12 protein-coding genes, 3 pseudogenes and 1 CRISPR repeat array are annotated in these 22,093 nt (G+C 69.1%); of the genes and pseudogenes, 9 read left to right on the forward strand and 6 right to left on the reverse strand.

From position 1 onward, the window contains the following. Positions 1–118: 118 nt before the first annotated feature. From OHA64_RS15275 to OHA64_RS15290, 4 genes are all read left to right on the forward strand, one after another. Positions 119–1,528 (forward strand): ABC transporter substrate-binding protein, encoded by a 1,410-nt coding sequence (locus OHA64_RS15275; RefSeq protein WP_405613207.1) that lies wholly within the window; start codon positions 119–121, stop codon positions 1,526–1,528. 113 nt (positions 1,529–1,641) lie between these two features. Continuing rightward, positions 1,642–2,520 (forward strand): carbohydrate ABC transporter permease, encoded by an 879-nt coding sequence (locus OHA64_RS15280; RefSeq protein ID WP_405623983.1) that lies wholly within the window; start codon positions 1,642–1,644, stop codon positions 2,518–2,520. 65 nt (positions 2,521–2,585) lie between these two features. Further along, the gene (locus OHA64_RS15285) at positions 2,586–3,446 is read left to right on the forward strand and encodes a carbohydrate ABC transporter permease (RefSeq protein ID WP_307182528.1); all 861 of its coding nucleotides are present in this window, start codon (positions 2,586–2,588) and stop codon (positions 3,444–3,446) included. Between the two features lie 5 nt (positions 3,447–3,451). After that, positions 3,452–4,852, forward strand: a complete 1,401-nt coding sequence (locus OHA64_RS15290) for a glycoside hydrolase family 32 protein (RefSeq protein ID WP_405613209.1) — start codon at positions 3,452–3,454, stop codon at positions 4,850–4,852. Here the strand turns inward: OHA64_RS15290 and OHA64_RS15295 are convergent. After that, on the reverse strand, positions 4,815–5,879 hold the full coding sequence (locus OHA64_RS15295; RefSeq protein ID WP_405613211.1) for a LacI family DNA-binding transcriptional regulator: 1,065 nt from the start codon (positions 5,877–5,879) through the stop codon (positions 4,815–4,817). The genes OHA64_RS15290 and OHA64_RS15295 overlap by 38 nt on opposite strands. A 279-nt stretch (positions 5,880–6,158) precedes the next feature. Here OHA64_RS15295 and OHA64_RS15300 point away from each other — a divergent pair, with 279 nt between their 5' ends. After that, positions 6,159–6,482: a hypothetical protein gene (locus OHA64_RS15300; RefSeq protein WP_405613213.1), complete on the forward strand. Its 324-nt coding sequence runs from the start codon at positions 6,159–6,161 to the stop codon at positions 6,480–6,482. 775 nt (positions 6,483–7,257) lie between these two features. Here OHA64_RS15300 and OHA64_RS15305 read toward each other — a convergent pair. The 4 genes from OHA64_RS15305 to OHA64_RS15320 form a co-directional block, all read right to left on the reverse strand. Continuing rightward, positions 7,258–7,725: a DUF6461 domain-containing protein gene (locus OHA64_RS15305; RefSeq protein WP_405613215.1), complete on the reverse strand. Its 468-nt coding sequence runs from the start codon at positions 7,723–7,725 to the stop codon at positions 7,258–7,260. A 264-nt stretch (positions 7,726–7,989) separates the two neighbouring features. Further along, positions 7,990–8,940: a hypothetical protein gene (locus tag OHA64_RS15310; protein WP_405613217.1), complete on the reverse strand. Its 951-nt coding sequence runs from the start codon at positions 8,938–8,940 to the stop codon at positions 7,990–7,992. Positions 8,941–9,292: 352 nt separating this feature from the next. Continuing rightward, positions 9,293–10,225, reverse strand: a complete 933-nt coding sequence (locus tag OHA64_RS15315) for an SCO6745 family protein (protein WP_405613219.1) — start codon at positions 10,223–10,225, stop codon at positions 9,293–9,295. Between the two features lie 183 nt (positions 10,226–10,408). After that, complete coding sequence (locus OHA64_RS15320; protein ID WP_405613221.1) at positions 10,409–11,200, reverse strand: maleylpyruvate isomerase family mycothiol-dependent enzyme; 792 nt, start codon at positions 11,198–11,200, stop codon at positions 10,409–10,411. A gap of 701 nt (positions 11,201–11,901) precedes the next feature. Between OHA64_RS15320 and OHA64_RS15325 the strand changes: the two genes are divergently transcribed. Next, positions 11,902–13,662 (forward strand): S8 family peptidase, encoded by a 1,761-nt coding sequence (locus OHA64_RS15325; RefSeq protein ID WP_405623984.1) that lies wholly within the window; start codon positions 11,902–11,904, stop codon positions 13,660–13,662. Positions 13,663–14,018: 356 nt separating this feature from the next. Here OHA64_RS15325 and OHA64_RS15330 read toward each other — a convergent pair. Further along, positions 14,019–14,442: pseudogene (locus OHA64_RS15330) on the reverse strand (IS5 family transposase); the annotation flags it as partial. 63 nt (positions 14,443–14,505) lie between these two features. Here OHA64_RS15330 and OHA64_RS15335 point away from each other — a divergent pair. From OHA64_RS15335 to cas3, 3 genes and pseudogenes are all read left to right on the forward strand, one after another. Next, positions 14,506–14,718, forward strand: a pseudogene (locus tag OHA64_RS15335) (type II toxin-antitoxin system VapB family antitoxin); the annotation flags it as partial. A 62-nt stretch (positions 14,719–14,780) separates the two neighbouring features. Then, positions 14,781–15,026 (forward strand): annotated as a pseudogene (locus OHA64_RS15340) (VapC toxin family PIN domain ribonuclease); the annotation flags it as partial. A gap of 803 nt (positions 15,027–15,829) precedes the next feature. Next, a CRISPR array of direct repeats spans positions 15,830–18,908; the repeat unit is 29 nt; unit sequence GGGTCCATCCCCGCATGCGCGGGGAGCAG. 253 nt (positions 18,909–19,161) lie between these two features. Beyond that, complete coding sequence (gene cas3 / locus OHA64_RS15345) at positions 19,162–22,083, forward strand: CRISPR-associated helicase Cas3' (protein WP_405613223.1); 2,922 nt, start codon at positions 19,162–19,164, stop codon at positions 22,081–22,083. The last annotated feature ends 10 nt before the right edge of the window (positions 22,084–22,093 follow it).

Genomic DNA, 22,093 nt, shown 5'->3' on the forward strand with positions numbered 1-22,093 from the left:
CCGGCCGTTCGCAACTTCCCATCCGCATTTCCCATCCGCGCACATCCCTTGACAGGGCCGCAGCGGGGTTCTCATCATCGTGGAATCCGACTTCGGCTAACACGAGTTAGGCTCGCCGATGACCGACTCGCTCCTCTCCCGACGGGCCCTGATGCGCTACGGCGCGTACGGCGCCGGAGCCGCCGCTCTCGCCGGTGTCGCGGCCGGCTGGGACCGCCTCACCGCCGCCGACATCCCCGGCCGCGACGACGGCTCGCTCGTCATCGCCACCCTGGGCTCCGCCTTCAACCCCGAGGCGCAGCGCGCCCTGCGCGACGGATTCCGCGAGGTCCACCCCGACATCAGGATCCGCATCAACCCCGTACAGGCCTACGACTGGTCGGACTTCTTCTCCAAGATCCTCACCCAGATCGCCGCGGGCACGGCACCCGACCTCGTGTACGTCGCCACCGAGGGCGTGCAGCTCTTCGCCCAGCGGCTCGGCGTACCGCTGGACAGGTGGGCGAAGCGGGACGCGGCCGAGCTGCGCACGTACTTCGCCGACGTCCATCCCTCGCTGGTCGAGTCGATGATGTACGAGGGGAGCCTCTACCAGCTGCCGGTCGAGTTCAACGCCGCCGACATGTACCTCAACAGCCGGGTCCTCGAACGCGCGGGTGCCGACCTCCCCGACGACGACTGGACCCACGACGACTTCACCACGCTGCTGCGAGCGATGAAACGCAGCAACGGCGACCGGTTCACCCCGTACTTCTGGACCAACCGGCTGTGGGGCGGAGTGGTCCCCTGGCTCTTCGCCAACGACACCAACCTCCTCACCGAGTCCAAGGCCCCCGGCGGCGACTGGCTCTGGAACTCCTTCTATCCCGAGGCACAGCGGCGCGGCCGGGGCGGCGGCTACCGCTGGACGACACCCCTGGCCGACTCCGACCGCGTCGCGGAGGTCTACGACTACCTCTCCTCCCTCGTCCAGGAGGACCTGTGCACCCGGCCGGAGGGCGGCGACGGCCGCAACCTCGTCGGCGTCTTCTCCACCGGCCGCGTCGGTGTCACGCCCGCGGGCGGCTTCTGGGCGGGCGGCCTGCAGCAGGCGGGCATGAAACCGGCCGACTACGACGTGCGGTACTTCCCGCGCTGGCGCACCCGGCGTCACCAGTTCGGCGCCGCCGGGTACGCGATGCTGCGCACGTCGAAGTTGCGGGACGAGGCCTGGGAGTTCATCAAGTACACCGCCCGCAAGGACGTGATGACCCAGCTCTTCGCGGCCAACCAGACCACTCCGGCCCGCCGCTCCATGGTCGACGAGGCCCGCTACCGGGAGACCGGACCGGCCCACTGGCAGGTCTTCTACGACACCCTCGACAAGATCCCCACCACCGGCCCGATCCCGGCCCCGCCGCAGGTCAACGAGGTCGAGCAGCTGCTGATCAAGCACACCGGAACCGCCCTTGCGAGCCCCGGCGCGGTGCGTCCCGCGCTGCGCCGGCTGCAGGGGGACCTGGAGAAGGCCATGGAGCGTGACGTGTGACGAACACCGAGATCAGGCCCGTGGGGCCGGAGCCCGCCCGCACCCGCAGGAGCCGCAGGAACCGCAGGACCGGTCAGACCCGTAAGGCATCCGAGTCCACGGCCGCCACCACCATCCGCACCCAGGGCACCCGCCTCCTCGCCGTACTGTTCCTCGCACCCACCGTCGTCGGCATCGTCGTCTTCACGGTCGTACCGATCGTCGGCTCGGTCGTCCTCAGCCTCTTCCAGTGGGATGTGATCGACGACCCGCGGTGGGCCGGAGCGGCCAACTACCGGGAGATCCTTACCGATTCGACGGTCCTCGTCTCCTTCCGCAACACGCTCGTCTTCATGGTGCTCGCGGTCGCACTCCAGTTGCTGATCGCGCTCGTGCTGGCGATCGCGGTGAACGGCCGGATGCCCAAGTGGCTGCGGTCCGTGTTCCGTTCGGCGTTCTTCTTCCCGCTGGTGCTGTCCGCCGCGTCCATCTCGGTGGTGATGAAGTACCTGTTCAACCAGGACTTCGGCCCCGTGAACTGGTTGCTGGGCACGGTCGGTATCCCCTCGGTCCCCTGGCTGACCTCGGAGAACGGGGCGATGGCGGCCGTGGTCCTGGCGTACGTCTGGCAGCAGTTCGGCTTCTCGTTCCTGCTGTTCGTCGGCGGCCTGAACAACATCCCGAAAGAGGTGCACGAGGCGGCTTCGCTGGACGGCGCGAGCGGGGTGCGCAAACACCTCGCCATCACCCTGCCGCTGCTGTCGCCCACGCTGCTGGTGGCGTCCGTGGTCGGCATCATCAACGCCCTCCAGGTCTTCGAGCAGCCGTACGTCCTCACGGCGGGCGGTCCCGGCGACTCGACGCGCACGGTCGTGATGGTCATCTACGAGACGGCCTTCGAGCAGCTCCGCTTCGGCGAGGCGTCCGCCGTCGGCGTCCTGCTCTTCGCCCTGATCATGACGGTCACCGCACTCCAGTTCCGGCTCAGCCGGCGTTACGTCCACTACCAGTGAGCCGGGTGAGTCAGATGAGTACGAGTTCCCTCTCGGGTTCGGTATCGGGTCCGGCATCGGGTTCGATGCCGGGTCCCCGCACGAGCCCCACCGCCTCCCGCGTACGGCACGGACTGGCGCCCTGGGGCCGGATCGCAGGCCTGGCGCTGTGCGCCCTGCTGACGCTCGGCCCGGTCATCTGGACGGTGTCGACGTCACTGCGCACGCCGGCGGAGTCCTTCGACCTGCCGCCGAAGATCATCCCCACGGACCCCACCGTCGACGCCTACCGCGGGGTCTTCGACCAGATCGACGTCTGGCTGTACGCACTGAACTCCACCCTGGTGACCGCGCTGATCGCGGCCGGCCAGATGATCACCGCGGGCCTGGCGGGCTATGCCTTCGCCCGCCTCGAATTCCGCTTCAAGAAGCCGCTGTTCGCGCTGGTCCTGGCCACGATGATGGTGCCGTTGCAGGTCACGATGGTCCCGGTCTTCCTGGAACTGAAGACGATGGGTCTGACCGACACCCTGCTCGGGCTCATCGTCCCGGCCTTCCCGACGGCCTTCGGCACCTTCCTGATGCGCCAGTACTTCATGGGTATGCCCAAGGACCTGGGCGAGGCGGCGATGATCGACGGCGCGGGTCCGTGGCGCGTCTTCCGGTCGGTGTACGCCCCCCTGGCGGCCCCCGGTCTCGCCATCGTCGGCGTGCTGGCCTTCAACTACCACTGGAACGAGTTCTTCCGGCCGCTGATCCTCGAAACCTCCACCGAGAACCTCACGCTGCCCCTGGGCCTGGTCTCCCTCCAGGGCAACCTCGGCACCGGCTCGATCTCCGTCGTCCTCGCCGGAGTCGTCCTCTCCATGATCCCCGCCGTCGCCGTGTTCGTCGTCGGCCAGCGCCCTCTGCGCGAGGGCATCACATCCGCAGGAGTCAATCGTTGAGTTCCGTGAGCCGGTCGACCGACGCCAACAGCCCGCGTTTCAGGGTCCGCCCGCCGGCCAACTGGATGAACGACCCGAACGGCCCGTTCCGCTGGGGCGATCGATACCACGTCTTCTACCAGCACAACCCCGACGCCCCCGTACACACGAACGTTCACTGGGGCCACGCTTCCAGCCCCGACCTCGCCCACTGGGACGACCACGGGATCGCCCTGCGCCCCACGCCCGACGGCCCGGACGAGGCGGGCTGCTGGTCCGGCTGCGTGGTGGACGACGGTGGTGTACCGACAGCGGTGTACTCCGGGATCGACCACGACCACCAGGGCCTGAGCGCGATCTGTCTCGCCGTGGCCGAGGACGACGGCCTCCAGAAGTGGACGCAACTGCCGGTGCCGGTGGTCGCCGGCCCACCACCCGGCCTGGACGTGACGATGTTCCGGGACCCTTTCGTCTTCCGCTTCGCCGGACGCCGCTGGGCGCTGATGGGCGCCGGCCACGCCGACGGCACCCCGTCCGTCCTGGTGTACGACTGTGAGGACCTGTACGACTGGCGGTTCGCCGGGGTCCTGCTGGACGGCCGGGACCCGGCGGCGGCCCGCGCCTTCGGCAAGCGGGCGATCGGCTGGGAGTGCCCGCAGTTGTGGGCGACCCCCGGGGGCGACTGGGTGCTGGCAGTGGCTCTGTGGGACGGCGACCCGCTGAGCACCGCGTACATCACGGGGCGTCTGGTGGAGCAGGCGGACGGTGGACCGAGGTTCGCGGCGGGTACGGGCGGCGGCCCGCTGGACCTCGGCCGTGACTTCTACGCCCCCTCGGTCTTCCAGGACACGGAGTCCGGCCGCGCCCTGCTCTGGGGCTGGTCCTGGGAGTCACGGCCGCCCGAGGAGGTGGACCGCGCGGGCTGGTCCGGCGTCCTCACGGCACCCAGGGTGATGGACACCCACGAGGACGGCACGCTACGGGTCGTACCGGCTCCGGAGCTCGAACTACTGCGAGCGGCCGTCCCGTTCACGGCCGCACCAGGAACGCACCGGTCACTCCCCCTCGCGTACGACCTGCTGGTGACTGCCCGTTCAGCGGCGACCGTGAGTCTGCTGCGGGCCACGTCCGGGGCCGAACTGACCGTGCGACTCGACCCGGCGTCCGGCACGGTGACCCTGGACCGCACGGCCTGGCCACGCTCCCGCCCGGACGGCACGGCCCCCCTGGTCCTGCCGACCCCGCCGGGCGAGACCCTGACCGTACGGATCCTCGTGGACGGCTCCCTGCTGGAACTGTTCGCGGGTGACCGGGCGACGGCGACGGAACGGGTGTACCGACGGGACGACGACATCGCGGAGCTGACCGTGCCGGGGAAGGACGTCGAGGTCACGGGCTGGGAGCTGGTCCCACCGAACCCCGCGTGACGACGGCGCACTCCAGCCGCCGGGTGGTGACCGGCGGCGCGGTCCCGCTGTCGATGGCGTCCAGGAGCAGGCGGACGGCCGTCTCTCCCATCGCGCGATGGGGCAGAGCGACCGTGGTGAGGGGCGGGTTGAGGAAAGCCGCCATGTGTTCCTGGTCGTCATAGCCGACGACGGACAGTTCGGCGGGCACGTCGAGGCCCAGGCGCGCGGCGGCGTGGAGGACCCCCGCGGCGACCCGGTCGTTGTAACAGACGATCCCCGTGGGCCGCCGGTCGGCGGGAACACCGTCCAGCAGCCGCAGCGCGCCCTGGTACCCGGCGGCGATCTCCCCTCCCGTCCGCAGGATCCAGTCCTTCTCGGCGGTCAGCCCCACCGTCCGCAGCACGTCCCGGAAGCCGCGCAGCCGTTCCGCGGTCGCGATGTCGTCCAGACCGCCCACCAGGGCGACACGGCGGTGGCCCGCGTCGATCAGGAGGCGCGCGGCGCTACGGCCACCGGCCCGCTCGGCGGGGATGACGGCCGGGAGGGAGCCGTCCTCGGGGAGACAGTTGGCGAGCACGGCGAACGTGCGGTGCAGCCCTTCCGGGACTCGGGCGCGGCGCAACGACAGCGCGGCGTAGATGATCCCGTCGACCCTCCGGTCGAGCAGTTCGGCGACAGCCGCGTCCTCGGCGACGGGGTCCTGTCCGGAGTCGACGGTGAGTACCAGGTGCTCACTGCTCCACGCCATGTCCATGGCCCCGCGCAGCAGCCGCCCGGCGAACGGCGAGGTGGCGATCTCGTCCGTGACCAGACCGATCACGGCGGTACGACTCCGGCGCAGGCCACGGGCGACCGCGTTCGGCCGGTAGCCGAGCTGTTCGGCCGCCTTGCGGATCTTCTCCTGCGTCTCAGCGGAGAGGTTGCCCTGGGCACGCCCGTTGAAGACGAAGGACACGGCCGTGTGCGACACCCCGGCAAGCCGGGCGACATCCCGCGAGGTCGCCCGCTCAGCCCCGCCACCCCGCGTTCTCTCGACCCCGCCCATGCCTCGTCCCCGCCGAGTTTGCCTGATCAGGCAAAGCCTACCCGCGGGAGATGTCGCGGAGCCCGCCGCCGCAGACCGAATGGGACACCGCGGTGGAACAGCCGCTGACCTCGGCACGCCGGGGTACGGGTCGCCGTGCGACCGTGGACGTCCCACCGCCGTCCCTCGCGGCTGTCAGCACGCCCCAACGAGACTCGGCCTCGACCGCCCCCGACAACCGTCGGGGGCTCCCTGCAAGGCCGCTTTCTCTCGGGGCCGTTTCCTCACCACTTACCGGCCATGGCCAAGGCACATCCCGAGCGGTCCACAACCCAGAGGACCCCCATCGAACTCTTCGACCGCATGCTGACGCCGGACCGGCGGGCGCTCGAGATGCTGAGGGTTGAAGTGCGCACCGGAGACGGGACCGAGAAGGCACGCCCGTGCCGTCGGGGTCTACCGACTGTGGCGCGACGGCGGCTTCGCCGTCGCGCCCTCCTCCCCGGCTTCCTCGCCGACGCCTGCGGCATCACCACCGCGATCTGGACCGTCGCCGCCCTCACCGCCGTCTCCGGCCTGATCGTCGCCGTCCGCATGTACGAGACACACCCTCCAAAGCCCTGAGCCATACCCAGACGACTCGTCGGAGCCCAGTCTCCCGGGTACTTCCCCATACCTTCGGCCTCAGAATGGCCTCAACGCCGCAGCAGAGCCGACCAGGACACGCCTCACCAGCTACGTTTCCGGGCGCATACGTGCAGGTCAGAGCGACATCAGCCGACACAGGCCAACCCGGCGTCAAACTCGCGAGCAGCGGATTCAGTCCGTTGAGCGGGAGTTGACGGTCCGACACCTCACGAGGAACGTTTCCGCAGGTCAGGAGCCTGCACAGGTGGAGCGGGTGGGACTCGAACCCACGGCCGACGGATTATGAGTCCTTTGGGGATCTTGGCGGTCCTTGCGTTCCTACGCCGATCTAGGGTGTTTTTGCAGGTCAGATGGGCTTAGTCGTGGCGGTGCTTCTCGGCCCTTGTCATTCTGTTCCTGTCCTTGCGTCCCCAACGCGTCCCCAACGAGCCCCACAGGGATCCAGACCGAAGACACCGGGGATGATCGTGCCAGCTCCGAACAGGGTCCCGAACTCGCCCACAGCGGATTCCCCTTCCAACGCGCAGAGGCTCCGCCCCAGCACTCGGGGCGAAGCCTCTGTGGCCTCTTCCGCAGACCAGACGTCCGGCTGCGCGAAGGCGTGCTCGCAGACCGCCCACGCTGCCCCTTTGGCACGGCATCGGCTTCGCCGTTCCATGCTGCCGGCGCCGTGTCGTCTGGGTCACGTCCGTGCGCATGACCGGTGCCGCGGCCCTGCGAACGCCTGTCGGATCTCCGAGCACGCTCGTGGTCACCAGGAGGACGGAGGTGAGGTGCAGGTGACCACGGCAGGAAGTTGCCCGTTCTCGATCACCTGCCGCGGAAGTGACAGCCCGAAATGCTCACCGACGACTCTCATCACCCGGCGCTTCTCTTCGACAGGCGACAACTCCTCGTCCTCGCCCAGCAGGTCATCGATGCTGTCTTCCGGCGGGATGACTCCGGCCGCTTCCAGCGCCGGGCGCAGCAGTTCGGGCTGGGCTCCGACGGGGTCGTAGCCGAAGCCCAGCTCGAAGTGCAGCTGCAGCTCACCGTCGGCGAGGTACGTGAAGAAGGAGGGCGGATCGTCCGGCCGTGGGTCGAAGATCAGGACCTCGGCGTCGCGGGACGCTGCCGGGTCCAGGGCCCAGCCTTCACTGCCCACGCACTCCACGATGAACGACCAGTCGCCGCTTTGGCCGATGCGTCCGACGCAGTAGATCTGCGTGAGGTCGACCATGCGGTGTGCTTCCTGGATGGTGAGGGCGGGCCCGACCTACCTCGACCGGCTCATGGTCGGCCATACGTTCGGCCAGCTGCTGAGGGCTGAGGCCGCGGGCGCAGGTGATGTACAGGTCGGTGGCGCTCGGGCTCCTGCCACGCCAGGCATCGGCGATCCATGCGAGATCTTCAGGCATTGAGGTTCACTCCTTCCGTGCACAACGTGGTGTTGGTGGGGCACAGCGAGAACCAGTGCTGTGCCCCACCAACGGTCAGAAGACTGTCACGGCTTGGGAACCGTGCAATTCACGGTCGCCTTGGACGCATCGCAGTGCGTGAACTGGGGGAAGTTCACCCAGTACGGGTCCTGGTCGAGCAACCGGTACTTGCCGGAGAAGCCCCCGCTGAACGCTCCCCCCATCGAGGTGGAGTTGATCCATCCCGACATGGCCGAGCGGCCACACACTTCCTTCCATGTCGGAGCAGGCACACGGATGTCGTCGTACAGATGCCATTCACCCTGCTTGACCCGGGTGGCGTAGGTCTGCACGCAGTCGTTGCCGGTGTCGACCTCGTTCATGCCGCCCATGCCGGCGGGCATGCCCCCGGAGTTGTAGGTGGAGGCGTAGGCGAACTCGTCACATGACGCCTTGTCGGTCGAACTGATCTCGGGAACGGTAGTGGCGTCCGGGTTGCCATAGGTGGCCGCCCACCCGTCAGGGCAGATCACCTTGCGGTTGTCGTCCGGGTCACGGTTGTGCGCGTTCTTGTCCTCGGCAGGAAGAAAGAACAGTGGCTTGTTGGCTGCCTTGCTGCCGGGGTGGGTGGGCAGCTTGGACTGGATCAGCCACGCGTGTGCGACGGCCGGCGGCGTCTTGATGAAATTCATCACCCACGTCGGGATGTATTTGTAGAAGGTGCAACCCGGCGTGTCCGAGGAGATCTTGTCGCAACGGATCTGCGCGCCATCGGCCTGCCACCGCGTCGCGGACGCGTTGGCCACCGGCGAGTAGGCGGTGATCTTCGTGGACAGGTCCAGCTTGTCCGCGTTGTTCGCCGCGTTCCAGGTGTGGTTGATCTTTCCGACCGCAGAGTGCGAGAACGGATCCGCACCCGTCCACTCCAGTGCACCGTCCCACGACTGCGGTCCGTTGGAGCACCTGTCGGCCAGGAGGCAGTCGAACTCCACGTTGAGTGTCACCGAACCGAACTTCGGGTCGACCTCCACCGGCACGAGAACAAGTTGCTGTGTGAACGTCGCCGAGTTTGCGGCCACCCGCGTACACGCGAGGCCGCGGAGGCGCTGGCACGCTGCGGCGAGCGGGAGATCAGATGAGGTTCGTCGGTCTCCGTCAAGTCCTCGTATCCGCCTCGCCGAGACAGCCGGCGGGGAGAAACCGCAGGGCGTTCGGCAGGAGAGTCAGGACCCCTCACGATCACCCGGAAGGCCATCACCGTCTGGCCGATACTGACCTCGCACCGTGGCTGATCGCTCTGGAGACGGTTCAGTCGACGGCGTCGCGCAGCAGATCCCGCAGTTTCAGTGCCGCCGGTAGCGGGGCAACAGGCAACGCCACATGGACGGTTCAGGCACCATCGGGCGTTCCCGGCCTCGGCGCCCTCTCTCCTGCGCTCTCTTCGTTCAGGCGGCCGACCGCCCACGGCAAGAGTTCCTTCGCCAGAACAAGGCTGAACGGCCTGACCAGTGAGCGGAGTTCGGCGCAGGCCGTGGGACCGAGCGTGAGGTACGGGAGGGCGGCCAGCCTGTCGGTGGTGTGCTCGATCTCCTCCCTGCGCCGCACCCCTTCCTCGGTCAGCGCCAGGTCCGGTCCGTCGTCGAGCCATCCACGCTCACGTAGGCTCTGCACGGCCTCGCCCCACTGCTGCGGCGTCCATGCCCTCGAGTCGCGCAGGACCCCTGCATCGACGTCGCCTGCGGCGGCATGCGTGACGAGAGCTTCGATCCCGCTCAGTCCGGCGGTCAGCAGTGCCCCCACATGGCCGTCGCCACGGAACTCCCTCAGCAGAGTCTGCGCGTGCCAGAGCACGAGGTGGGGCTCGCTCGGCCACGACAGTGCGGCGTGCGCGGCGAAAAGTGGGCGGCCTTGCGGGTGGTGCACAGTCACTTCCGCTGCAGTACGGGCCAGTTCCGCCGCGCGGGCCATCGCCGGTGAGAAGACCTCCGCGCCGAGGATGCGGCGGAGCGTGGCATCGATCCCCGCGAGCCGGGCAGCGGTGAACTGCTGCGGCGTAGCGGCCTCCCATGCCGCGGGTATGGCCCGGCGCACCAGTTGTGGATTGAAGTTGTAGAACGTTGCGATGACCACCTCCGCAGAAGCCGCGCCGAGCGCGGCCGAACGGGACGCGAAGTACCCCGTCCTGGCGTCCACGCCCAACTCGCCGTACCGGCCTGCCGCTTCGGGCGAGAAGTAGACGGTCCCGTGGTAGGGCTCGAGGGTTCTCCAGGTCTCGCGCGCGTAGGCGAGGCTGTCGCGGGTCAGGTTCTGTGCCTGCGCCATGAGCGGCTCTCCGTCCTGTTGCGGATGAAACGTTGGTGTTCATCGAGCACATGAAGGCGGCGGGACACCCCGCGAAACGTACCGCCTGGTCGGTAACCTATCGGAGTGCGGCTCCGGCGACTACTGCCCTGCTGCCAGTTCTCCGCCGCCGGTCCACGAAGACCAGGACGACGTAAATCCGTCCTAGAAAGCGGAGTTGGCGAACCAGTGACTCAGCAGGTCGTCGTCTCCGTCACGTGCGAAGCTCGCCGCGTCGTGGTGCAGTCGGCCGTAGACGAGCAGCAACAGATCGGCGGCGGTTCCATGAACGGTCGAGTCGGCGGTTTCGGCAGCACCCGGGTTCGTGTCGAGCCCGAAGCCGTCGGGCCGCAGGCGGACAAGCCAGTTTTCCTCACCATCGGCCGCGCGGAAGCGGATGGCCTTGTCGGGACCGCGCAGGTTCTCGACGTGGGGCGCGAAGGAGGTGGCGAAGGGCAGATTGACGAGGAACTCGTCGACCCCGTCCACGGCCGATGGGCGGTCGATCGTGGGCCGGCGGCCCAGGGCCAGTTCGGCGTCGACCCGGTGCAACAGGGTCTCGAAGAGCATCCGGCGTGCCCAGAAGCGGGCGTGCTGATCGACGCCCCATGCCCACATGGGCAGGTCCGGGTCGGTGGCCGCGAAGGCTTGCGCTGCCACGGTCGCACTGTCGGTCAGCCAGTCCGGGTACTCTTCCCGCCGCTCCGGGAGCCGCAGGTCCACCTCCCGCGTGCGCGGGGGCTCCTGGATGCGCGCGTGCAGAAGACTCGAGAACCAACGCTGGACGCCACCGGTGTGCTTGACCAGGTCTGCCAGGCTCCAACCGGGACAGCTCGGCACGGCGTTCGTCAGATCGGCATCCTGGAGGGCTGCGACGAGTCGGGCGGTCTCCACCGCGATCGCGGCGCGGTGGTCGACCGGCGCGGGTCCGTGTGCGGGGCGGTCCAACGAGTTCATCGTGGGAGTCTTTCTCTGGGTGACGGCTTGGGGCGACCCCGGGTCGGCCGCCGACAGGCGGCAGAACCTGTCGCGCTGCAGGCGCTCAGCGGCGGGTGCCGGCACCTGTGGCTTCACGACCCTCTCGATGGTCGCACCCGCATGCGCGCCCCACCCACACGGGGATCCCTCGCCGTCCGTCTGGCGCACTTCGCTCGCGCCGCGTACTTCACGGGCACGAGCGGCATCGCGGTGCAGGGGCCGGCCGGCATGACGGGCGGGAGGCTGAACGTCGGAACGGTCAGGGGCGACTGCGACGCCTCCGGCCAGACGCTTGACCCACCGGGCGACGCAGCTGGACGGACGTGGCCGGCACGTCGCCGACGGCCAGCAGGGCGCAGGCGGTGTCGGTCGCCGCGCGGGTCCGGCGCTCTGGTGCGGGCAGCACGGCCGGCACCAGGCCGGCGGCGTACGCCAGGGCGCGGTCGACGTCGCCGGGCTCTCGGTGGATCCCGACCTACCGATGCCCGGAGTACGTCTCTTTTCAGCCATGCCTCTATGGCGTCCCTGGACGGAAAGGTACTTCCGTACTGGAGCATGCACCTGACATTTTGCATCCACCACTCGTTTCGTACGACCCGGCCGCTGCCCTCAGCACGGCTGGGCCGTCTCCGGAGGACGCATTGATACCCCACATATCCAGCCGACCCAGACGCACAATGGTGCTGGCGGCCACCCTCGGCGCCGCCCTCACGTTCGGCGCCCCGGGCGCCCTCGCGGGCACGCTCCCCGTCGTCCCCTCCACCGCGCCGGCCGCCAAGGCCCACGCTCCGGCCGCCGTGCCGGCTTCCCAGAGTGCGACCTGGGTGGCCGGCACGCGTGCCTACCTCGTGATCACCGCCCCCGGTGACAGTTCGGCGGTCCGCTCCGCGATCGCGGCCAACGGCGGCACCGTCTTCTCCAACTTCGACGCCATCGGCGTGATCGTCGCCCACTCGGCGTCCAGCGGATTCGCCGCCACCATGCGAGGCGTCGCCGGCGTGCAGCAGGTCGGTGCCACGCGCACCTCGGACGTCCCGGCCGACGCCTACAACCCGGCGCTCCCGGCAAATCCGTCCCAGGCCTCAACCCCGGCCGGAGAACCGGTCCGGGCCGACATGAGCCAGATCAAGGCCGACCAGGCCTGGGCCGTGAACCCAGGCTCCGCGTCCGTCACGGTCGGCATCCTGGACACCGGTGTGGACGACCAGCACCAGGACCTGGCGCCCAACTTCAACGCGGCCGACTCGGTCTCCTGCGCCTACGGCAAGCCCGACACCCGTGCCGGCGCCTGGCGGGACGTCGACACGCACGGCACCCACGTGGCGGGCACCATCGCCGCGGCCAAGAACGGCAAGGGCGTCGTCGGCGTGGCCCCCGGGGTGAAGATCTCCGCGGTCCGGGTCGCCGAGCCGGGCAACTCCTTCTTCTTCGCCGAGAACACCATCTGCGGCTTCGTCTGGGCCGGTGACCACGGCTTCAAGGTCACCAACAACAGCTATTACACGGACCCCTGGCAGTTCAACTGCCCGGACAACATCGACCAGGCCGCCATCATCGAGGGCGTCAAGCGTGCCCAGGAGTACGCCGAGAGCAAGGGCTCCCTCCAGATCGCCGCCGCGGGCAACGAGAACTACGACCTCGCCCACAAGACCACCGACGCCGCGAGCCCGAACGACTCGACGCCGGTCACCCGCACCATCACCAACGCCTGCCTCGACATCCCGACCGAGCTGCCGGGCGTGGTCACGGTCGCGGCCAACGGCACGGGCGTCACGAAGGCCTCGTTCTCGAACTACGGTCAGGGCGTCATCGACGTCGCGGCGCCGGGCAGCAACGTGTACTCCACCGTCCCCGGCGGCGGCTACGGCAGCAAGAGCGGCACCTCGATGGCCACCCCCCACGTGGCCGGCGTGGCGGCACTCATCGCCAGCGCCAACCCGGGCATCACCCCGGCGCAGCTCCGCGCCAAGCTGGCCGAGCAGGCCAACGACATCGCCTGCCCCTCGGACACCCGCTGCACGGGCACGACGGCCAACAACTCGTTCTTCGGCGAAGGACAGGTCGACGCCCTCAAGGCCGTCGGGACCACCCCGCCGACCGGCAAGTACTTCGAGAACCTCGCGGACTTCGCCATCAACGACAACGCGACCGTGGAGAGCCCGATCGCCGTCACCGGTGTGACCGGCAACGCCCCGGCCACCCTCAAGGTGGGTGTGGACATCAAGCACACCTACATCGGTGACCTGAAGGTCGACCTGGTGTCGCCGGACGGCACCGCCTACATCCTGCACAACCACGCCGGCGGCAGCGCCGACAACATCGCCCAGACCTACACCGTGAACGCCTCCTCGGAGGTCGCGAACGGCACCTGGAAGCTGCGCGTCAACGACAACGCCGCCTCCGACACAGGCAAGATCGACGCCTGGAACCTGACCTTCTAGCGCAGGGCCCAGCAACGCCCGCATACAGCACGCACAGCGCCGGCGACAGCTCCCCCGGCCCACGGCCGCGGACCAGGCGGGCTGCGGTCTGTCGGCCCGTGCTGCGAAGTGCTGGGGCGTTCAGTAATGCCTCGGACGGCCTGGGCAGGTGTGCCACTCACCGTGCGCCTCCCTGAGGAGCTGCAGGACCGTGTCCGCGCTGCCCGTACGGGCAGAGGGCTGCGGCTACGCGCGCCGCGGCCCCGGGGAGTCTTACGCACCGACTCTGCACAGCGGCCATCAGTCCAGGCCCTGACCCTGCTCCATCGCCTCCGACAACGGCTTGTCCTCCCTCCTGGACTCGATGATCTCCGTTCAGCGAGGTGGACCTTTGTGGTCAGTGCGCCGCGGGATCGCCGATGGCGTGGTCGGCCGGTTCGCCGGCCGGAGCCCCTTTTTGCGGGCCCCGGCCGCGTGCTGGTGAGCCCGCACGATCGTGGAGTCCACCGACACGGCCCAGGCCAGGTCATCATCAGCGTCGGCCTGGGCCATCAGCGCGGTGAACACCCGCTCCCAGGTGCCGTCGACTGCCCACATGCGCAGCCGGTTGTAGACGCCCCTCCAGTTGCCGTACTTCTCCGGCAGGTGGACCCACTGGGTTCCGGTCTGGAACTTGAAGGCGATCGCGTCGATCACCTCGCGGTGGTCACGCCAGCGGCCACCCCGTCTCGGTGTTCGGTCCGGGAGTAACGGCTCGATCCGCGCCCACTGCGCGTCGGTCAACGGCACAACCAGACCAATGACCGACTGATCCAAACGAAACTGCCTAGTTCCGTCGAGGGTCATAGCCGAGGAGGTCACATCGTGAGCCGTACGGTCATCGATCTCGACGACGAAGCACTGGAAGAAGCCACCAAGGAACTCGGCACCACCACCAAACGCCACACCATCAACGCCGCCCTGCAGGAGGTCACGGCCCGTTACCGGCGTCTTCGCGCGCTCGACGAGGCCCGCACCCTGGCGGCCGAAGGCGCGCTGGACATGGACCTCCTCCTGGACAAGAGCAAGTACCAGCCCACGAGCACGACAGGCAACGTCCCCGACACCAAAGCGGACAAGCGACCGCCGCCGACTACCTCATCGACACCTCCGCCCTCGTCCGCGTCCTGCTCCGCCAGAACACGACCGAATGGGACGACAGAATCGGCGCCGGCCTCGTCGCGATCTGCGACCTCACCGAACTGGAAGTCCTGCACTCAGCCAGCTCGACCGCAAACCGTACGCGGTTGAAAGCGGCGCTCGACGCCCACCACGCCTGGTGCCTCATGCCGGACGGCGTCTACCACCGCTCCCGCATCGTCCAGGAACATCTGACGACCAAGGGGACACCTGGGCCGTTTCAGTTCGGGCAGTTTCCGTCCGCGCGCACCAGCCCCTCACGTCCTGGTGCCGGTGCGATCAGGCTCCTCGAAGCTGTGGTCGAATCCGGTAGGCAGTCCCGGCCGGAGGCATTCCGGACGCCGAACCCAGAGCCTGCGGACCGAGGCCGACGGACCCCACTGAAACCCCGCGTCCCCAACACGTCCCCACGATCATGAAAATGAGGTCGAGGAGATGGTGCCGACTCGTCGACTCAAGCTCCGCTCGCCAGCATTCTCGCAGGTCAGCGCGACGTCTACCCGGCGAGGGAGCAAGATCCTCACCCTGCTCCGAACTCGCGAGCAGCGGATTCATTCCGTTCAGCGAAAGTTGACGGTCCGACACCTCACGAGGAACGTTTCCGCAGGTCAGCGACCTGCACAAGTGGGGCGGGTGGGACTCGAACCCACGGCCGACGGATTATGAGTCCTTTGGGGATCTTGGCGGTCCTTGCCGATCAATGCTCATTCAAGACGTTTTCGCAGGCCAGAGGGGCTAACCTCTGCCGATGCTTCGGAAGCCTTGTCGGTCTGTTCCTGTCCTTGTGGCCTCAACTCGGCCTCAATGAAGCCCCAAGGGGCCAGACCGAAGGCATTCGCGACGATCTCGTCAGCTCGGGAGGGTGCCTCGAACCCGCCCGCAGCGGATTGACCTTCCAATGCCCAAAGACTCGGCCCCGGTCAAACGGGCGCCGCTCGCGCGGCTTCGGCAGTTCACCTCCGTTCGCGCGGAGAGCAGCGCCCGTCGATCCACAGGCCGCGGATCCGCTCGGGCCATCCCCGCGTGCGCGAGGAGCAGTTGTGCCAGGCCTGATCCATCAGGTAGCCCGCGGGTCCATCCCCGCGTGCGCGGGGAGCAGGCCCGGGATGTTCAGGCGGCTCGCTACAGCGGGGGTCCATCCCCGCATCCGCGGGGAGCAGCGCGCGTCACCGGGGCACGAGTGCGCGCTCGGGGGTCCATCCCCGCATGCGCGGGGAGCATTTGGTGACGACCCGCCAGTGAGTGATCGTGCTGGGTCCATCCCCGCATGCGCGGGGAGCAGAACTGCCAGCCCAGCGACCGCACCCCCACCCGGGGTCCATCCCCGCATGCGCGGGGAGCAGACGATGTCTTCCACCTGGTCGATCTCGATCGGGGGTCCATCCCCGCATGCGCGGGGAGCAGCAGATTCCCGGCCTGCTCACCGCTGCCGGCTGGGGTCCATCCCCGCATGCGCGGGGAGCAGGAGACGGACTTCATGGTGCCGGTCGGGGTGTAGGGTCCATCCCCGCATGCGCGGGGAGCAGACGGGCCCGGTGCTCGCGATCGGGGCGATCACGGGTCCATCCCCGCATGCGCGGGGAGCAGCCCGTCGTCACGTCCGTCAGCCGGAGCGCCCGGGGTCCATCCCCGCATGCGCGGGGAGCAGCACCACCAGGTTCACGTTGATGCCGTAGTCGCGGGTCCATCCCCGCATGCGCGGGGAGCAGCTCAGCGGGCGGACGGTGACGGGCCGGGCACAAGGTCCATCCCCGCATGCGCGGGGAGCAGCAGTGGAACCTGGAGCAGGACAAGGAGCCCCTGGGTCCATCCCCGCATGCGCGGGGAGCAGGTCCGCCGCGACGAGGTCCGCTCCTGGTACGGGGGTCCATCCCCGCATGCGCGGGGAGCAGTTGTATCGCCTCGGCCCCGAGCGGTGGACGCTGGGTCCATCCCCGCATGCGCGGGGAGCAGCGCCGTACGGAGCATGGGCTTCATCGGATGTGGGGTCCATCCCCGCATGCGCGGGGAGCAGGGCGCCTTCCACGCCGCCAGCCGGGTAGCCGAGGGTCCATCCCCGCATGCGCGGGGAGCAGGTCTGATTGATGCCGACGAACGATCCGGGCCCGGGTCCATCCCCGGATGCGCGGGGAGCAGCAGCCCATCGAAACCCCGGACATGGGTAGCACGGGTCCATCCCCGCATGCGCGGGGAGCAGGTTGAAGTACCCGACCGACGCGGTGGACGAGTAGGTCCATCCCCGCATGCGCGGGGAGCAGGCTTCGTCGGACATCAGCGCCCAGCGCCACCAGGGTCCATCCCCGCATGCGCGGGGAGCAGATCCTACTGGCGTGTGACGGGGTGAGGAGCTTGGGTCCATCCCCGCATGCGCGGGGAGCAGCCCACGCCGGACTGCGCCGCCACGACGGTCACGGGTCCATCCCCGCATGCGCGGGGAGCAGCTGATCTTCGTGGTCGGCGGACGGTGGGGTGGGGGTCCATCCCCGCATGCGCGGGGAGCAGTGGCGCCGGCCTGGCGCGATATGAAACTCGACGGGTCCATCCCCGCATGCGCGGGGAGCAGCTGTTCAGGGATTCGGGATCCCGGGGGCTGCAAGGTCCATCCCCGCATGCGCGGGGAGCAGCCGTCCGCGAACCGGCGGCGGGCCTGCCCATAGGGTCCATCCCCGCATGCGCGGGGAGCAGTTCTGGACGCCGGGCACATGGTGATGGCCTCCGGGTCCATCCCCGCATGCGCGGGGAGCAGATCGCGGCGAACTCCGGGTCGTTGGCGAGCTTGGGTCCATCCCCGCATGCGCGGGGAGCAGTGCCAGCAGCGTTCGATGTGCGTCTCGGTCGCGGGTCCATCCCCGCATGCGCGGGGAGCAGTCCTGGGGTACAGGCCTTTGTCGTGCGGATCAGGGTCCATCCCCGCATGCGCGGGGAGCAGTGGGAGATCTGCTGGACGCTGACGCCGAATCCGGGTCCATCCCCGCATGCGCGGGGAGCAGTCGGCCGCAGACGGGTCGAGCTTGGCGATGGCGGGTCCATCCCCGCATGCGCGGGGAGCAGGCATCCTGTGCGGGCTGCCTAACCTGACCGCCGGGTCCATCCCCGCATGCGCGGGGAGCAGCCGTCTTGCGGCCGGATGGAACGCTCTGCCAGGGGTCCATCCCCGCATGCGCGGGGAGCAGAACGTGCGGCGGCTGCCGCGCTGGTCGTTTTCGGGTCCATCCCCGCATGCGCGGGGAGCAGAGCAGCAGGTCGTAGACCGGACCGCCCGGCTCGGGTCCATCCCCGCATGCGCGGGGAGCAGCCATTCTCTCGTCCAAGGACAATCCGAACAGCGGGTCCATCCCCGCATGCGCGGGGAGCAGCCCTTGATGTTGCCGCCCGGCGGACGCACGAAGGGTCCATCCCCGCATGCGCGGGGAGCAGTGCAGCCGGGCGTCCCGGCTGACGTCCTCCCTGGGTCCATCCCCGCATGCGCGGGGAGCAGTTCGGTGAGAACGGACGTCGCTGACCAGGCCGGGGTCCATCCCCGCATGCGCGGGGAGCAGTGGCCAAGCACCCCCTCGGCCCGCACGAACTTGGGTCCATCCCCGCATGCGCGGGGAGCAGAGGTAGAAGCCGGAGCGGCGCCGGTCGTGGTGGGGTCCATCCCCGCATGCGCGGGGAGCAGCTGGCGAGGTCCTGGTGCAGGTCCTGCAAGGCGGGTCCATCCCCGCATGCGCGGGGAGCAGCCGCTGAAGTGCGGTGACGACCTCTACGAGGCGGGTCCATCCCCGCATGCGCGGGGAGCAGCTCGGGGCGATCGATGATCAGGTGCAGGCGGCGGGTCCATCCCCGCATGCGCGGGGAGCAGCAGACAGCGTGGGACAAGGGGCTGCGGCCTGCGGGTCCATCCCCGCATGCGCGGGGAGCAGCTGTTCCTGTGGAATGCCGTCCTCAAGCCTGCGGGTCCATCCCCGCATGCGCGGGGAGCAGCCCTGGTCGGCCATGAACGCGCGGCCGCCGTGCGGTCCATCCCCGCATGCGCGGGGAGCAGGTCTCTTCAACATTGGTGAGCTCTTCGCGCGGGGGTCCATCCCCGCATGCGCGGGGAGCAGACTGCGTGACCTGGGGCTTCATGGTCGCCCTGCCCGGTTTCCCGAGCAGTTTCACCGATTCCGGCAAACAGGTCATAGCGGGAAGCTCGCTTGGCTCGCAGTGTTCAGCTGGCTCTGCCCGGTGGCAGAGCTGTCGGCGGATGATACGGCTTGCCGTGAGCCGCCACGCTGATTGCGCACGAATGAGATCCCCGGGCAGCGGATTTTCCTCATATGAACGTTGTGGCCTGCGTTTTAGCTGTATGCATCAGGTATGACGGGTAAAGGGGAGCCTCGGTCGGGATTGAGCGGGCGGTTGTCGGGACCGGTGCGGAGCGTGTGGGCCAAGCACGATCGGGATACCGAGGGCTGGTTGCCGCTGTGGTGCCATATGGAGGACAGCGGCGCTGTGGCCGGGTTGCTATGGGATCACTGGGTGCCGTCGAACGTGCAGAGCCTGGTGGCCGAGTCGTTGCCCGGCGGGGATGAGGATGCCCGGCGTCTGGCGGTGTGGCTGGCGGCCGTGCACGACATCGGCAAGGCGACTCCCGCTTTCGCCTGCCAGGTCGATCAGCTCGCCGACCGGATGCGTGGGGAGGGTCTTGAGATGCCCACCCAGCGTCAGTTCGGCCCAGACCGCAAGCTGGCCTCTCACGGTCTGGCGGGGCAAGTGCTGCTCGGTGAGTGGCTCGAAGAGCGTCATGGCTGGACGCGGAAGCAGTCCGGGCAGTTCGGCGTCGTTCCGGGCGGCCATCACGGGGTGCCTCCGGAGCATGGGCAGATCAAGGAGCTGGACGACCGCCCGCATCTGCTGCGTACCCCCGGGCTCAGCCGCCCGGTGTGGCAGCGGGTGCAGGACGAGTTGCTCGACGCGAGCGCCGACGAGTACGGCGTACGGGAGCGCCTCGGTGCGTGGCGGGCGGTGAAGTTGCCGCAGCCGGTTCAGGTGCTGCTGACGGCTCTGGTGATCATGGCTGACTGGATTGCCAGCAATCCCGAGCTGTTCCCGTACTTTCCGCAGGAGATCCACCGTACGGGCCAGGAGCGGGTGGCCGCTGCCTGGCGGGGGCTGAGCCTGCCGCCGCCCTGGCGGCCCGTCGAGCCGACGGGGGATGTGGGTGAGCTTTTCGCTTCCCGTTTCGATCTGCCGCCGGGGGCGAAGGTCCGGCCCGTGCAGGAGGCGGCGGTCCGGTTGGCGCGCTCGATGGCCGCGCCGGGACTGATGGTGATCGAGGCGCCTATGGGCGAGGGGAAGACGGAGGCGGCGCTGGCCGTTGCCGAGATTTTCGCGGCCCGGTCGGGAGCGGGCGGTGTGTTCTTCGCGTTGCCGACCATGGCCACCGGCAACGCGATGTTTCCCCGTCTGCTGGACTGGCTGGAGCGGCTGCCTGCTGAGGGAGGCACCCGACTGTCCGTTCTGCTGGCGCACTCCAAAGCGGCCCTCAACGACGAGTACGCCGGTCTGATGCGGGAGAGCCGGCAGCAGATCACCGCTGTGGACGCGGACGCCGAGACACTCGAGTGGCGGCCGGGGCACGAAAAGCGTTCCGCCCCGGCAGAGTTGGTGGCACACGAGTGGCTACGTGGCCGCAAGAAGGCGATGCTGTCGTCGTTCGTCGCGGGAACTGTTGATCAACTTCTGTTCGCCGGGCTCAAGAGCCGACACCTGGCGCTGCGCCATCTCGCGGTCGCGGGCAAGGTCGTCGTGATCGACGAGGCACACGCGTACGACACGTACATGAGCGTCTATCTGGACCGGGTGCTGTCGTGGCTGGGTGCCTACCGGGTCCCGGTGGTGGTGCTGTCCGCGACGCTGCCCGCGGCCCGGCGCCGCCAGCTCGCCGAGGCATACGCCGGAGCGGGCACCGCAGCCGGCTTGGGCGCTGGTGCCGCAGAGTTCGAGGCAGTGGCTCAGGCCGACGCCTACCCCCTACTGACCGCCGTAACGACCGGGCAGGTCCCCGTGATGGAGCGCCCCGATGCTTCCGCGCGTGGTGGTGACGTTCACGTCGAGCGTCTCGATGACGATCTGGGGGTCCTGTCCGACCGGCTGGCCGCCGAACTCGACGGCGGAGGCTGTGTTCTGGTCGTCCGTAATACCGTCCGGCGAGTCCTGGACACCGCCCGCGTGCTGCGCGAGCGGTTCGGCGACGAGCAGGTGACCGTCGCGCACTCGTGCTTCCTCGACATCGACCGGGCAGCCAAGGACGCCGACCTCCTGGTCCGCTTCGGCCCACCCGAGAAAGCGGGAGACCGGCGCCCGGTCAAGCACATCGTGGTCGCCAGCCAGGTGGCCGAGCAGTCCCTCGATGTCGACTTCGACCTGCTCGTCACCGACCTGTGCCCGGTCGACCTGCTGCTCCAGCGTATGGGGCGTCTCCACCGCCACCAACGCGGCGCGGAGCAGGAAAACCGGCCCGAAGGGTTGCGCAGGGCCCGCTGCCTGATGACCGGTGTGGACTGGGGTACCGATGTGCCCACGCCGGTGCGGGGGTCGGTCGCCGTGTACGGGGCGTACGCGCTGCTGCGCTCGGCGTCCGTGCTGCTGCCGCACCTTGAGGGTGCGCGCCGGCCGGTGCGGCTGCCGCAGGACATCAGCCCGTTGGTGCAGGGAGCGTACGATGACGGGCCGACCGGTCCCCAGGACTGGGCCGAGGCGATGGCGAAGGCACTGGAGCGGCACGAGCGGCACCGTACGGATCAGGCGGAGCGTGCCGATGTGTTCCGGCTCGGCGATGTCCAAAGGCCGGGGCGGCCGCTCATCGGCTGGATCGCGGCCGGGGCGGGCGACGCGGACGACACCCGTGCGGGCAGGGCCCAGGTCCGGGACAGCAAGGAGAGCCTGGAAGTCCTCGTCGTACAGCGCCGGACTGACGGGTCACTGGCCACGGTGCCGTGGCTGGACAAGGGCAGGGGCGGGCTGGAACTGCCCCTGGATCGGGTTCCGTCGCCGAAGGCGGCCCGGGCGGCCGCGGGCTGTGGGCTGCGTCTGCCGATCCAGTTCTCGTACGGCGAGGTGATGGACCGGGCGATCACGGAACTCGAAGAACTCTATGTGCCTGATTGGCAGGCGAAGGACAGCCCTTGGCTCGCCGGCCAGCTGATTCTCGCGCTCGACGCCGATTGTCAGACCCGCCTGGCAGGCTTCTCACTCCACTACAGCCAGCGGGACGGCCTTGAGGTGACCAGTGACTGAAGCGAGCACA

It is taken from the genome of Streptomyces sp. NBC_00076, assembly GCF_045041235.1.
Lineage (GTDB): Bacteria > Actinomycetota > Actinomycetes > Streptomycetales > Streptomycetaceae > Streptomyces.